General features: G+C 44.9%; 11 protein-coding genes and 1 pseudogene. 11 read left to right on the forward strand and 1 reads right to left on the reverse strand.

What is annotated here, in order from left to right; genetic code table 11:
* From tuf to rpoC, 9 genes and pseudogenes are all read left to right on the forward strand, one after another.
* Positions 1-129: pseudogene (tuf, locus tag AACR09_RS19415) on the forward strand (elongation factor Tu); the annotation flags it as partial.
* A 223-nt stretch (positions 130-352) separates the two neighbouring features.
* Positions 353-730 (forward strand): preprotein translocase subunit SecE, encoded by a 378-nt coding sequence (gene secE / locus AACR09_RS19420; protein ID WP_017073785.1) that lies wholly within the window; start codon positions 353-355, stop codon positions 728-730.
* 13 nt (positions 731-743) lie between these two features.
* Positions 744-1,292, forward strand: coding sequence for a transcription termination/antitermination protein NusG (gene nusG, locus AACR09_RS19425; protein ID WP_012605006.1), 549 nt, complete (start codon positions 744-746; stop codon positions 1,290-1,292).
* A 212-nt stretch (positions 1,293-1,504) separates the two neighbouring features.
* Positions 1,505-1,933 carry a 50S ribosomal protein L11 gene (rplK, locus tag AACR09_RS19430; RefSeq protein ID WP_010435555.1) on the forward strand — a complete coding sequence of 143 codons (429 nt, stop codon included), beginning with the start codon at positions 1,505-1,507 and terminating at the stop codon, positions 1,931-1,933.
* Positions 1,934-1,937: 4 nt separating this feature from the next.
* Positions 1,938-2,642 (forward strand): 50S ribosomal protein L1, encoded by a 705-nt coding sequence (gene rplA / locus AACR09_RS19435; RefSeq protein WP_017077557.1) that lies wholly within the window; start codon positions 1,938-1,940, stop codon positions 2,640-2,642.
* Positions 2,643-2,886: 244 nt separating this feature from the next.
* On the forward strand, positions 2,887-3,381 hold the full coding sequence (gene rplJ, locus AACR09_RS19440; protein WP_017077558.1) for a 50S ribosomal protein L10: 495 nt from the start codon (positions 2,887-2,889) through the stop codon (positions 3,379-3,381).
* Positions 3,382-3,438: 57 nt separating this feature from the next.
* Entirely contained in the window at positions 3,439-3,804 is a 366-nt protein-coding gene (gene rplL / locus AACR09_RS19445; protein WP_004729770.1) for a 50S ribosomal protein L7/L12, read from the forward strand.
* Positions 3,805-4,039: 235 nt separating this feature from the next.
* Positions 4,040-8,068 carry a DNA-directed RNA polymerase subunit beta gene (gene rpoB / locus AACR09_RS19450; protein ID WP_029222057.1) on the forward strand — a complete coding sequence of 1,343 codons (4,029 nt, stop codon included), beginning with the start codon at positions 4,040-4,042 and terminating at the stop codon, positions 8,066-8,068.
* Positions 8,069-8,157: 89 nt separating this feature from the next.
* On the forward strand, positions 8,158-12,360 hold the full coding sequence (rpoC, locus tag AACR09_RS19455) for a DNA-directed RNA polymerase subunit beta' (protein ID WP_004729767.1): 4,203 nt from the start codon (positions 8,158-8,160) through the stop codon (positions 12,358-12,360).
* Positions 12,361-12,702: 342 nt separating this feature from the next.
* Here rpoC and rsd read toward each other — a convergent pair whose 3' ends face one another.
* Positions 12,703-13,200, reverse strand: coding sequence for a sigma D regulator (rsd, locus tag AACR09_RS19460; RefSeq protein WP_193834483.1), 498 nt, complete (start codon positions 13,198-13,200; stop codon positions 12,703-12,705).
* Between the two features lie 164 nt (positions 13,201-13,364).
* On the opposite strand from rsd, the gene nudC reads away from it, so the two are divergent.
* Positions 13,365-14,174: an NAD(+) diphosphatase gene (gene nudC / locus AACR09_RS19465; RefSeq protein WP_193834484.1), complete on the forward strand. Its 810-nt coding sequence runs from the start codon at positions 13,365-13,367 to the stop codon at positions 14,172-14,174.
* Positions 14,175-14,473: 299 nt separating this feature from the next.
* On the forward strand, positions 14,474-14,972 hold a 499-nt coding region (locus AACR09_RS19470), incomplete at its 3' end, for a uroporphyrinogen decarboxylase family protein (protein ID WP_322621705.1).

The following is a 14,972-nucleotide window of genomic DNA, read 5'->3' on the forward strand; positions in this document are numbered from 1 at the left end:
CCAGGTGACAACGTTCAAATGACTGTTGAGCTAATCGCTCCAATCGCAATGGACGAAGGTCTACGTTTCGCAATCCGCGAAGGTGGCCGTACAGTTGGTGCTGGTGTTGTAGCTAAAATCTTTGCATAAGATTTGACGAACCACTAGTAAAAAGGGCATCATTTGATGCCCTTTTTCTTCGCTGAAAAAAGAGTTGGATGTTTTGGCATCAATTTTAGCTCTTAGCAAAGAATTAAACGGTCTTTTTGACTAAAATGACTGTTAGATGTGTTGTTTTGCAACGCAAAGGAATGTGCCCTGCAACAGCGGGGTTATTGTCGTCTATATTTAAGACTTATCACAGGTTGGTTTTATGAAAGCAAACGCTGAAACTCCTGATAGCTCAGGTGCAGCAGATACAATGAAGTGGGTAGTCGCTTTTGTACTGTTGGCTGCTGCTGTTGTGGGTAATTACCTGTATGGTGAATTGTCTGTTGTAATTCGCGCTGCAGGTGTAGTTGTGCTGATTGCTGCCGCACTAGGCGTTGCAGCAACAACAGTTAAAGGTAAAGCTGCGATCGATTTTGCAAAAGAATCTCGTATGGAGATTCGTAAAGTTGTTTGGCCTACTCGCCAAGAAACTATGCAAACTACATTGATCGTTTTAGCTGTATGTATTGTTATGTCTCTAGTGCTTTGGGGAATTGACGGCATTATGGTCCGTTTAGTTTCTCTAGCGACTGGGGTGTAGAGGGTTCTGATTCATGAGTGAAGCTCCAAAAAAACGTTGGTATGTAGTTCAAGCCTTTTCTGGCTATGAAGGTCGTGTATCTCAATCGCTACGCGAACATATTAAAATGCACGACATGGAAGAGTTCTTTGGTGACGTTTTAGTACCTACTGAAGAAGTAGTGGAAATGCGTGCAGGTCAACGCCGTAAAAGCGAACGTAAGTTCTTCCCTGGCTACGTATTAGTGCAAATGATCATGAATGATGAATCATGGCACTTAGTGCGCAGTATCCCTCGTGTTATGGGCTTCATTGGTGGTACCTCTGATCGTCCTGCACCAATCACTGACAAAGAAGCTGATGCTATCTTGAACCGTCTAGAGAAAGCGAGCGAGTCTCCACGTCCTAAGACAATGTTCGAAGCGGGTGAAGTGGTTCGTGTGAACGATGGTCCGTTTGCTGATTTCAACGGTACAGTTGAAGAAGTAGATTACGAGAAAAGCCGCATTAAGGTATCTGTATCGATCTTTGGTCGTGCAACACCGGTTGAGCTTGAATTTGGTCAAGTTGAAAAGCTAGACTAAAACTCTAACTTTTGAACAAGCTGTGGATAAATGCTTCATAAGTTGTTCAAAATAAAAGAGTATAAAAAACCACCTTTTTAGGGTTGTTAAAGGCGCGAATTATGATTATAATTTCGCGCCTTTTTGCTTCTATCGAAGTAAGAAAGAGTTAATTGAAATTAAGGGGAGCTTGCCTTAGGGCTAGCGCATGTACCCAAAAATTAGGAAATATCATGGCTAAGAAAGTTGAAGCTTATATCAAACTGCAAGTTGCAGCTGGTATGGCAAACCCAAGTCCACCGGTTGGTCCTGCTCTAGGTCAACACGGCGTGAACATCATGGAATTCTGTAAAGCGTTCAACGCAAAAACAGAATCTGTTGAGAAAGGTCTACCTACTCCAGTAGTAATTACTGTTTACAACGACCGTTCTTTCACGTTCGTAACTAAGACTCCACCTGCTGCTGTTCTTCTTAAGAAAGCTGCTGGCGTTAAGTCTGGTTCAGGTCGTCCAAACACTGAGAAAGTTGGTACTGTAACTGACGCTCAAGTTCAGGAAATCGCAGAAACTAAAGCTGCTGATATGACTGGTGCTGACATCGAAGCAATGAAGCGTTCTATTGCTGGTACTGCTCGTTCAATGGGCCTAGTGGTAGAGGGATAAGATCATGGCAAAACTTACTAAGCGTATGCGCGTAATCCGCGACAAAGTTGAAGTAACTAAAGAATACGAAATCAACGAAGCTGTTGCTCTTCTTAAAGAACTAGCGACTGCTAAATTCGTTGAGTCTGTAGATGTTGCTGTTAACCTAGGCATCGATGCTCGTAAATCTGACCAAAACGTACGTGGCGCAACTGTGCTACCTCACGGTACTGGCCGTGAAATCCGCGTTGCTGTGTTCACTCAAGGTGCAAACGCAGAAGCAGCTAAAGCAGCTGGCGCAGATATCGTTGGTATGGAAGATCTTGCTGAGCAAGTGAAAAAAGGCGTAATGGACTTTGACGTTGTTGTTGCTTCTCCTGATGCAATGCGCGTTGTTGGTCAACTAGGTACAATCCTAGGTCCACGCGGTCTAATGCCAAACCCTAAAGTTGGTACTGTAACTCCTAACGTTGCTGAAGCGGTTAAGAACGCTAAAGCTGGTCAGGTTCGTTACCGTAACGACAAGAACGGTATCATCCACACTACTATCGGCAAAGCATCTTTCGAAGCTAACCAGCTTCAAGAGAACCTAGAAGCACTTCTAGTTGCTCTTAAGAAAGCTAAGCCTTCTTCAGCGAAAGGTACTTTCCTGAAGAAAGTAAGCATCTCTACTACGATGGGTGCTGGTGTTACTGTTGATCAAGCTAGTCTTGATACTCAAGCAAACTAATTTGCTTTGGCGCAGATTTAGTATATACTTCTGCGCCTAATATTTGTGGTTGGGTGGTTTTTGAAGCAATTCATAACTGTCTATCCCAAGACCGTAGGCGCTGAACCTTTTTAAGGTGAAGCTTAATAAAACCTACGTAGGCGATGTTGTCGTTTGAAATGAATTTATTCATTTTTGAATAACATCGTAAACGCTCAATGTATTTTATATTGAGTGCTGTAATCACAACCAGAGGTTAATCCAAATGGCTTTAAATCTTCAAGACAAAAAAGCAATTGTTGCTGAAGTCAACGAAGCAGCCAGTGGTGCACTTTCTGCAGTTGTAGCTGACTCTCGTGGCGTTACTGTTGGCGCGATGACTTCTCTACGTAAACAAGCTCGCGAAGCGGGTGTTTACATGAGAGTTGTTCGTAACACACTAGCACGCCGTGCAGTAGAAGGTACTGAGTATGAGTGTCTACAAGACACATTTACTGGTCCTAGCCTACTTGCGTTCTCTAACGAGCACCCTGGTGCTGCAGCGCGTCTTTTCAAAGACTTCGCTAAAGAGAACAAAACATTCGAGATCAAAGCTGCTGCATTTGAAGGCGCAGTTACTGATGCTGATGTACTAGCGACACTACCAACTTACGACGAAGCTATCGCACGCCTAATGATGTGCATGAAAGAAGCTTCTGCTGGCAAGCTGGTTCGTACTATCGCTGCTGTTCGCGACCAAAAAGAAGAAGCTGCGGCATAAGCCTTGCTTTTCACTGGTTGCTATTTAAACTTATTGTTGACTTAAAAGAGAATTGTTATGTCTATTACTAACGAGCAAATCCTAGACGCAGTTGCAGAAATGTCTGTAATGCAAGTTGTTGAGCTTATCGAAGCTATGGAAGAAAAATTCGGTGTTACTGCTGCTGCTGCAGTTGTAGCTGGTGGTGCTTCTGCTGAAGCTGCTGCTGAGCAAACTGAATTCGACGTTATCCTTACTGGCGCTGGCGCAAACAAAGTACAAGTTATCAAAGCTGTACGTGGCGCAACTGGCCTAGGTCTTAAAGAAGCTAAAGGTCTTGTAGACTCAGCTCCTGCAGCGCTTAAAGAAGGCGTTGACAAAGCTGAAGCTGAAGCTCTTAAAGCACAGCTAGAAGAAGTTGGCGCTTCTGTTGAAATCAAGTAATTATTACTTAATTTCCTAGCCGCAAGGCTATTGGCTGGTGGTTTATTAACCACCGGCCTTTTTGCGCTGTAGGGCTATGACGAATTTCCCGCTGTTTAACCGTCATAATCCGAGCAAAAAAACAGTCATTTTTTCGAAATGATTGTTCAACTACAGTAAACAGCTGTTTGTCACCGCCCCCTCTGAAGAGTGTTTTGGGTGGTTTGGGTCACTTATCAGCGAGCTGAGGAACCCCATGGTTTACTCTTATACCGAGAAAAAGCGCATCCGTAAGGATTTTGGTACTCGTCCACAAGTTTTGGACATTCCATACCTGTTATCGATCCAGCTTGATTCTTTCGATAAATTCATCGAACAGGATCCAGAAGGTCAATACGGTCTTGAAGCTGCTTTCCGTTCTGTATTTCCAATTCAGAGCTACAACGGCAATTCTGAGCTGCAATACGTTAGCTACCGTCTTGGTGAGCCAGTTTTTGACGTTAAAGAATGTCAAATCCGCGGTGTAACTTACTCAAAGCCACTACGCGTAAAACTACGTCTAGTTATCTTTGATCGAGACGCACCAGCAGGCACTGTAAAAGACATTAAAGAACAAGAAGTCTACATGGGCGAAATTCCGCTTATGACAGACAATGGTACTTTCGTAATTAATGGTACCGAGAGGGTTATCGTATCCCAGCTGCACCGAAGCCCAGGCGTGTTCTTCGACAGTGATAAGGGTAAGACCCACTCATCAGGTAAAGTTCTTTATAACGCACGTGTAATTCCTTACCGTGGCTCATGGTTAGACTTTGAGTTCGATCCTAAGGATAACTTATTCGTACGTATCGACCGTCGTCGTAAGCTACCAGCATCGATTATTCTTCGTGCACTTGGTAAATCGACTGAAGAGATCCTAGATCTGTTCTTCGACAAGGTGAACTTCGAAGTTAAAGACCAAACTCTACTTATGGAGTTGGTTCCTGATCGTCTACGTGGTGAAACTGCGTCATTCGACATCGAATCAAACGGTAAAACTTACGTTGAGACTGGTCGTCGTGTTACTGCTCGCCATATCCGTCAACTTGAAAAAGATGGCGTTGAGCACATCGAAGTACCAGTAGAGTACATCGTTGAAAAGATTGCTGCGAAAGATTACATCAACGAAGCAACTGGCGAGATCATCGTTGGCGCAAACCAAGAGATTAGCCTAGAAGCACTTGCTAACCTGTCTCAAGCAGGTCACAAGACTCTAGAAGTGCTGTTCACGAATGACCTAGACCATGGTCCATTCATGTCAGACACTCTACGTGCGGATAGCACAGTAGATCGCATCTCTGCATTGGTAGAAATCTACCGCATGATGCGCCCTGGCGAGCCACCAACGAAAGAAGCTGCAGAATCATTGTTCGAAAGCCTATTCTTCTCTGAAGATCGTTACGACCTATCAACTGTAGGCCGTATGAAATTCAACAGCTCTATCGAGCGTGAAGAAGAAGAAGAGCGCGGTACTCTGGATGAATCAGACATCATTGAAGTGATGAAGAAATTGATCGGCATCCGTAACGGTATTGGTGAAGTGGACGATATCGACCACCTTGGCAACCGTCGTATCCGTTCTGTAGGTGAAATGGCAGAAAACCAATTCCGTGTTGGTCTAGTTCGTGTAGAACGTGCCGTTAAAGAGCGCCTAAGCCTTGGTGACCTTGATGCAATCATGCCTCAAGATCTTATCAACGCTAAGCCGATCTCTGCTGCAGTTAAAGAATTCTTTGGCTCTTCACAGCTTTCACAGTTTATGGACCAAAACAACCCATTGTCAGAAGTTACGCACAAACGTCGTATCTCTGCTTTAGGTCCTGGTGGTCTTACTCGTGAGCGCGCAGGCTTCGAAGTACGTGACGTTCACGTAACTCACTACGGTCGTCTATGTCCGATCGAAACGCCTGAAGGTCCAAACATCGGTCTAATTAACTCCCTATCTGCGTTTGCACGTTGTAACGATTACGGTTTCCTAGAAACTCCGTACCGTCGTGTAGTAGATGGTGTAGTAACAGAAGAAGTTGATTACCTGTCTGCAATCCAGGAAGGTCAATTCGTAATCGCGCAAGCAAACACTATTCTTACAGAAGAAGGTACGTTTGCAGATGAGCTAATCACAGCTCGTCAAAAAGGTGAATCTGGTCTTCACCCACGCGAGCACGTTGACTACATGGACGTTGCGACAAACCAAGTAGTATCTATCGCTGCTTCGCTTATCCCGTTCCTAGAACACGATGATGCGAACCGTGCATTGATGGGTGCCAACATGCAACGTCAAGCGGTACCAACACTTAGAGCTGATAAGCCTCTAGTCGGTACTGGTATTGAACGTAACATCGCAGTTGACTCTGGTGTTACAGCGGTTGCTAAACGTGGTGGTCAAGTTCAGTCTGTAGACGCTTCTCGTATCGTAGTTAAGGTTAACGAAGATGAATTGGTACCTGGCGAAGCTGGTATCGATATCTACAACCTAACTAAGTACACGCGTTCGAACCAAAACACATGTATTAACCAACGTCCAACTGTACTTCCTGGTGAACCAGTTGCACGCGGTGATGTTCTTGCTGATGGTCCTTCAACTGACCTTGGTGAACTTGCTCTTGGCCAAAACATGCGTATCGCATTCATGCCTTGGAACGGTTACAACTTCGAAGACTCGATCTTAGTATCTGAGCGCGTAGTTCAAGAAGACCGTTTCACGACAATCCACATTCAAGAACTATCTTGTGTGGCTCGTGATACTAAGCTGGGTTCTGAAGAAATCACAGCTGATATTCCAAACGTAGGTGAGTCTGCTCTGTCTAAACTAGACGAGTCAGGTATCGTTTACATTGGTGCTGAAGTTAAGGGTGGCGACATCCTAGTTGGTAAAGTAACCCCTAAAGGTGAAACTCAACTGACTCCTGAAGAGAAGCTACTACGTGCTATCTTCGGTGAGAAAGCATCTGATGTTAAAGATACTTCTCTACGTGTACCAAACTCTGTTTCGGGTACTATCATCGATGTACAAGTCTTCACTCGCGATGGCGTAGAGAAAGACAAACGTGCACTTGAAATCGAACAGATGCAGCTTAAAGAAGCTAAGAAAGATCTAACTGAAGAGTTCCAAATTCTTGAGGGTGGCCTTCTTAACCGTGTTAAAGCTGTACTTCTGTCTGGTGGTTACTCTGAAGCTAAGCTTGATACTATCGGTCGTAAGCAATGGCTAGAGCAAGTTCTAGAAGACGATGCGCTACAAACACAGCTTGAGCAACTTGCTGAGCAGTGGGATGAGCTAAAAGCAGACTTCGATAAGAAGTTTGAAACTAAGCGTCGTAAAATCACTCAAGGTGATGATCTAGCGCCTGGCGTTCTTAAGATTGTTAAAGTTTACCTAGCGGTTAAACGTCGTATCCAGCCTGGTGATAAGATGGCCGGTCGTCACGGTAACAAAGGTGTAATCTCTAAGATTAACCCTGTTGAAGACATGCCATACGATGAGAAAGGTCAGCCTGTAGACATCGTACTTAACCCGCTAGGTGTACCATCGCGTATGAACATCGGTCAGATCCTAGAAGTTCACTTAGGTTTGGCTGCGAAAGGTATCGGTGACAAGATCAACCAAATGGTTAAGGAACAACAAGAACTGCATAAGTTCCGTGAGTTCCTACAGAAGGTTTATGATCTTGGTGATACTCGTCAGAAAGTTGATATTGCTGAACTGTCTGATGATCAAGTTCGTACACTGATTAAGAACCTACGTGGCGGCCTACCGATTGCTACTCCTGTGTTCGACGGTGCTTCTGAGTCTCTAATCAAAGAACTACTTAAACTGGGTGATCTGCCAGAATCTGGTCAGCTTAAACTGTTTGATGGTCGTACTGGTGATTCGTTTGAGCGTCCTGTAACTGTTGGTTACATGTACATGCTGAAACTGAACCACTTGGTTGATGACAAGATGCATGCTCGTTCAACTGGTTCTTACAGCCTAGTAACTCAGCAACCACTTGGTGGTAAAGCTCAGTTCGGTGGTCAGCGTTTCGGTGAGATGGAAGTATGGGCACTAGAAGCATACGGTGCTGCATATACTCTACAAGAAATGCTAACAGTTAAGTCGGATGACGTTAACGGCCGTACTAAGATGTATAAGAACATCGTAGATGGCAACCATAGCATGGAACCTGGCATGCCAGAGTCGTTCAACGTACTGTTGAAAGAGATTCGCTCGCTAGGTATCAACATCGAGCTAGAAGACGAAGAGTAATCCCTCTTTTTATAAAGAAGATTGGATTACTTGGTAAAGGGGGCTCACTTTAGTCGGTGAGCTCCTTTAACTCCTTACAGGAGCTGAACGTGAAAGACTTATTAAACTTTCTAAAAGCACAGCATAAGACCGAAGAATTTGATGCAATCAAAATCGGTCTATCTTCACCAGACACGATCCGTTCGTGGTCTTTTGGTGAAGTTAAAAAGCCAGAAACAATTAACTATCGTACGTTCAAACCTGAACGTGATGGTCTGTTCTGTGCACGTATTTTTGGTCCAGTTAAAGACTACGAATGTCTTTGTGGCAAATACAAGCGCCTGAAGCACCGTGGTGTTATCTGTGAGAAGTGTGGCGTTGAAGTTACACAAACTAAAGTTCGTCGTGACCGTATGGGCCACATCGAGCTTGCTTCACCAGTTGCTCACATCTGGTTCCTAAAATCACTACCGTCTCGTATCGGTCTACTAATGGATATCCCTCTGCGTGATATCGAACGTGTTCTTTACTTCGAAATGTACGTAGTAACTGAACCGGGTATGACTGATCTAGAAAAATCTCAGATGCTTACTGAAGAAGAGTATCTGGATCGTCTAGAAGAGTGGGGTGACGAATTCACTGCTAAGATGGGTGCTGAAGCGATCAAAGATCTGCTTTCAACAATGGACCTTCATCAAGAAGTGGAAGAAATGCGCGAAGAGTTGGAAACAACTAACTCTGAAACTAAGCGTAAGAAAGTTACTAAGCGTTTGAAGCTAGTTGAAGCGTTCATCTCGTCAGGCAACAAGCCTGAGTGGATGATCCTAACTGTACTTCCAGTGCTACCGCCAGATCTTCGTCCTCTAGTACCTCTAGATGGCGGTCGTTTTGCGACTTCAGATCTGAACGACCTTTATCGTCGTGTGATCAACCGTAACAACCGTTTGAAGCGTCTTCTAGAGCTAGCGGCTCCAGACATCATCGTACGTAACGAAAAGCGTATGTTGCAAGAGTCTGTTGATGCCCTTCTAGATAACGGTCGTCGCGGTCGTGCGATCACGGGTTCTAACAAGCGTCCTCTGAAATCTCTTGCTGATATGATCAAGGGTAAACAAGGTCGTTTCCGTCAGAACCTTCTAGGTAAACGTGTAGACTACTCTGGCCGTTCTGTAATCACAGTAGGTCCATACCTTCGTCTACATCAGTGTGGTCTTCCTAAGAAGATGGCACTTGAGCTATTTAAGCCGTTCATCTACAGCAAGCTAGAGACTCGTGGCATGGCTACGACAATCAAAGCTGCTAAGAAAATGGTAGAGCGCGAAGAAGCGATCGTTTGGGATATCCTAGACGAAGTTATCCGTGAACACCCAGTACTGCTTAACCGTGCACCTACACTTCACCGTCTAGGTATCCAAGCGTTTGAACCAGTACTAATCGAAGGTAAAGCGATTCAGCTTCACCCACTAGTGTGTGCGGCATACAACGCCGACTTCGATGGTGACCAAATGGCTGTACACGTGCCTCTAACTCTAGAAGCACAGCTTGAAGCTCGTACCCTAATGATGTCGACGAATAACATTCTGTCGCCAGCATCAGGTGATCCGATCATCGTACCTTCTCAGGACGTTGTATTGGGTCTTTACTACATGACACGTGACAAGATCAACGTGAAAGGTGAAGGTATGTACCTTGCTGGCCCTGCTGAGGCTGAAAAGGCATACCGTACTAAGACTGCTGAGCTACATGCTCGCGTTAAAGTACGTATCACTGAAACAGTAGTAGACGAAGACGGCAATAGCACAACGAATACTGGTCTAGTAGATACGACTGTAGGTCGTGCAATGCTATGGCAGATCGTTCCTAAAGGCCTTCCGTACAGCATCGTTAACCAAAAGTTAGGTAAGAAGCAGATCTCTACTCTTCTTAACGAGTGTTACCGTAAGCTTGGTCTAAAAGATACAGTAGTATTTGCTGACCAAATCATGTACGCAGGTTTCGCATACGCGGCTCTTTCTGGTGTTTCTGTAGGTATCAACGATATGGTTGTTCCTCAAGCGAAATACGACGAGATTGAATCTGCTGAAGAAGAAGTTCGCGAAATCCAAGAGCAATTCCAATCTGGTCTTGTTACTGCGGGTGAGCGTTACAACAAAGTTATCGATATCTGGGCATCTACGAATGACCGCGTTGCGAAAGCAATGATGGATAACCTATCTTCTGAAACAGTTATTAACCGTGACGGCGAAGAAGAACAGCAAGAATCGTTCAACAGCATCTACATGATGGCCGACTCGGGCGCACGTGGTTCTGCAGCTCAGATTCGTCAGCTAGCAGGTATGCGTGGTCTGATGGCGCGTCCAGATGGTTCAATCATCGAAACGCCGATCACTGCGAACTTTAAAGAAGGTCTAAACGTCCTTCAGTACTTTATCTCAACGCACGGTGCTCGTAAGGGTCTTGCGGATACAGCACTGAAAACAGCAAACTCGGGTTACCTAACTCGTCGTCTAGTAGACGTTGCTCAAGACGTTGTAGTACACGAACATGACTGTGGCACGCATGAAGGTATCGACATGATGCCTCACATCGAAGGTGGTGACGTTAAAGTTGCACTTTCTGAGCTTGCTCTTGGTCGTGTTGTTGCTGAAGATGTTCTTAAGCCTGGTACTGAAGATGTACTGATTCCACGTAATACTCTGATTGATGAGAAGTGGTGTCAAATCATGGAAGACAACTCAGTAGATAGCATGAAAGTGCGCTCTGTTGTTACCTGTGATGCAGACTTCGGTTGTTGTGCACAGTGTTACGGTCGTGACCTAGCACGTGGTCACCTAGTGAACCAAGGTGAAGCAGTTGGTGTTATCGCTGCACAATCTATCGGTGAACCGGGTACACAGCTAACGATGCGTACGTTCCACATCGGTGGTGCGGCATCTACTGCAGCAGCAGAGAACAGCATCCAAGCTAAGACAACTGGTACAGTGAAGCTTCACAATGCTAAGTTCGTAACTAACAAAGATAAGAAACTGGTTATCACTTCTCGTGCATCTGAGATGACGATTATTGATGAGTTCGGCCGTACTAAAGAGAAGCACAAACTTCCTTACGGTTCGATGCTAACCAAAGGCGACAACGCAGCAGTTACTGCTGGTGAAGTTGTAGCTAACTGGGAAGCGCATACCATGCCAATCATCACTGAAGTGGCAGGTCGTATCCAATTCGTAGATATGATCGATGGTATTACAGTTTCTCGTAACACTGACGATCTAACGGGTCTTTCTTCAAGTGAAGTTACAGACGCAGCAGCTCGCCCAGCAGCAGGTAAAGATATGCGTCCAGCTATCAAACTTGTTGATGAGCAAGGTAACGACGTAATGATCCCTGGTACTGATATGCCAGCTCACTACTTCCTACCTGGCAAAGCGATTGTAAACATCGAAGATGGCGCTGAAGTTGGCATTGGTGACACACTATCTCGTATCCCTCAAAAATCGAGCGGAAACAAAGATATCACCGGTGGTCTACCACGCGTAGCTGACCTATTCGAAGCTCGTAAGCCTAAAGAGCCTGCGATCCTTGCTGAACACACAGGTACTGTGTCTTTCGGTAAAGAAACGAAAGGTAAGCGTCGTCTAGTAATCACTCGTGAAGGCGGTGACGCTTACGAAGAGATGATTCCTAAGCATCGTCAATTGAACGTGTTCGAAGGTGAGAAGATTGAACGTGGTGATGTAATCGCCGACGGTCCTGAAACTCCACACGATATCCTGCGTCTACGTGGTATCCACGCAGTAACTCAGTACATCGCGAACGAAGTTCAAGAAGTTTACCGCTTACAAGGCGTAAAGATTAACGATAAGCACATTGAGACTATCGTTCGTCAAATGCTACGTAAGTGTACAATCACTCATTCTGGTGACTCTCCGTTCCTACCTGGCGAACAAGTTGAGTACCACAATGTTAAGATTGCTAACCGTAAGCTAGAAGCTGAAGGTAAAGAACTAGTACGTTTCGAACGTGATCTACTAGGTATTACTAAAGCATCTCTTGCAACTGAGTCATTCATCTCAGCGGCATCGTTCCAAGAAACGACTCGCGTACTAACAGAAGCTGCGGTTTCTGGTAAGCGTGATGACCTTCGCGGTCTGAAAGAGAACGTAATTGTTGGTCGTCTGATCCCAGCTGGTACTGGTTTCGCATACCACCAAGAGCGTCAAAAGCAACGTGAAGAAGAGCAAGAAGGTCCTTCAGCTGAACAAGCTACTGACAATCTAGCAGCACTTCTAAACGCTGGTTTCTCTTCAGAAGAGTAAGCTCTACGAGTAGTCTCTAAGAGATAAGAAAAGGCACCTTCGGGTGCCTTTTTTGTATCTGGCGTATAGGTGTTTAACGAGAGGCTTATAGATTAGAAGTTGGTAGGTATGATTGCTTGTCGATTGCTTGGCTGGTGGACTTAGTCGATAGTACTTTCTCGAAGGCAGCTTGCGTGTTTACAGGGAGGCGCTGAGGATGAAACCGGTGAGAAGTGTTACGTCGGGTTATCGCAAAACATCAGGGTAGGGACGAACCAATAGGCTCTGGTAGAAGAGTTGGGTGTAACGCTACAGACAAAACAAAAAGCTTGCACAGAGGCAAGCTTAGAAGATGTTAAGCCATTAAGCTCCTGGTGGAACCGCTAGGCTGTCGGCAATTTGTTGTATCAGTTGGTCTTCAACCGCAAACCTAGCCTCAAGAATCTCACCTACGAGTGACAGTTCACTATCAAAGATTTCTAATGTATCACTAGCTTCAATGGCGGCGTACTTGTCGGTGAAGTTGAGCAGAGGGTCCGTGGTAAGGACGATATGACCATAAGACTGGTTGATTTCGTCTGTTGCTTTGAAGCCAGTAGACTGCCATTTGTCCATCACCATGTCATAGATTTTGAAATGACCTTCGGAGATGTAATCAACAAGATGTTGGCTGAATTTTTGGAGTTCTTCTGGAGAAGGCAGTTCGGTGATTGCAGTTGCTTTCGACGATGAAGGCTGTAGAGCGGCAAGCTTACAATACTCAACGATTAGAGACTGTCGAGTTTCGAGCCAATGATCGATGACCTCATTAGAGCCACCCCATTGTTCTTGTATTTGTTTGAATTTATTTAGCATGACCATGTCCTCATGATCTGATCACAACCTTGTGATCAAGTAATTGCCTAAGCAGGGTCCATTTATTGGTATCTACTAAAAGTAATAGTTTGAATTATTCTCTGCTACAACTCTAGTATGAAATTAGATTGCCAGTAAAATGAACGAACTGCAAGCAATGAGGCATAGGGATGTTAAAAAAAAGTGATAACAAAATGACAGAGCAAGCTTATTGGTGCGTCGTTTCAGGTAGTGATATTTGGGTTAATAATGATCAGTTTCCTTATGGCTCAGCTGAAGAGCTAGGGCTGAGCGTCGAGCATGCAATCTGTATTGGTCAGCATCAAGGTCGTAAGGTGTATTGGATCAACGACTGTGATGTTGAGAGTGAGCTGACCATGATGAACCTACGTGAGTTATTGCACTGGCCTGAATCGAGTTTTCTGACAGCAAGCAAAGCCATCCAGTATGGGCACATGACGCAAAGTATGCGTTTTTGTCCTCAGTGTGGCGGTCGAAATCACCTCAACCATAATCAGGTGGCGATGCAATGCGGAGACTGCCGAACACTTCATTATCCTCGCATCTTCCCATGCATCATTGTCGCTGTACGTAACGACAACAAGATATTGCTTGCACAGCACCCAAGACATAAAACAGGTATGTATACCGTGATAGCGGGCTTCCTAGAGGTTGGGGAAACCTTAGAGCGGTGTGTGGCAAGAGAAGTCAAAGAAGAGACAGGCATCGATGTCAGTAATATCCGTTACTTTGGCAGCCAGCCATGGGCGTTTCCGTCGAGTATGATGATGGCCTTTCTGGCTGACTATGCTGGTGGAACGCTTAAACCAGATTACAGTGAATTGTCGGATGCCCAATGGTTTGATGTAACAAGCCTGCCTGATGTTGCACCAGAAGGAACCATTGCGAGACAGTTGATTGATAAAACTGTGGGTGACGTGATGAAAGATGGTGTGACGGAGCAGACGATAGAGTACTAATTTACCTATGATAGTATTTGGCCTATAGGTGGTCAAAAGCTAAAAAAAACCCTCCACAAGTGGAGGGGGTAAGTAAGATGTCGTTATGAGATGCTGAGTAGTGACTACTCAGATGTTATAATTGTAATTTTCGCTAGCGAACAAATTTTTAACATGCTCCCGTAATTGGGTGCAAACTAAGCATTGATTTAAAAGTTAATAACTTGATCTAGGTTGCAAAGCACACAGCTTTTACCCTTCAATCAGTGTTAGAATACTTGCCATCAAAACTAGACAAGATTGAATTGGAATTTAACGGAATGACCGAATTAAAAAACGATCGCTATTTACGCGCACTTTTAAAACAGCCTGTTGATTACACACCAGTATGGATGATGCGCCAAGCTGGCCGCTATCTTCCAGAGTACAAAGCAACGCGCGCTGAAGCGGGCGATTTCATGTCTTTGTGCAAAAACGCTGAACTGGCATCAGAAGTAACACTTCAACCTTTACGTCGTTTCCCGCTTGATGCGGCAATCTTGTTCTCTGACATCCTAACTATCCCTGATGCAATGGGCTTAGGCTTGTACTTTGAAACTGGTGAAGGTCCTAAGTTTGAACGTCCTATCACATGTAAAGCTGACGTAGAGAAGATTGGCCTACCTGATCCAGAAGGAGAGCTTCAATACGTAATGAATGCTGTTCGTCAGATCCGTAAAGATCTGAAAGGCGAAGTGCCATTGATTGGTTTCTCTGGTAGCCCTTGGACACTGGCAACTTACATGGTTGAAGGCAGCAGCTCGAAGGCGTTTACTAAGA

The organism is Vibrio sp. OPT20 (assembly GCF_963889365.1).
Taxonomy (GTDB): Bacteria; Pseudomonadota; Gammaproteobacteria; order Enterobacterales; family Vibrionaceae; genus Vibrio; species Vibrio splendidus.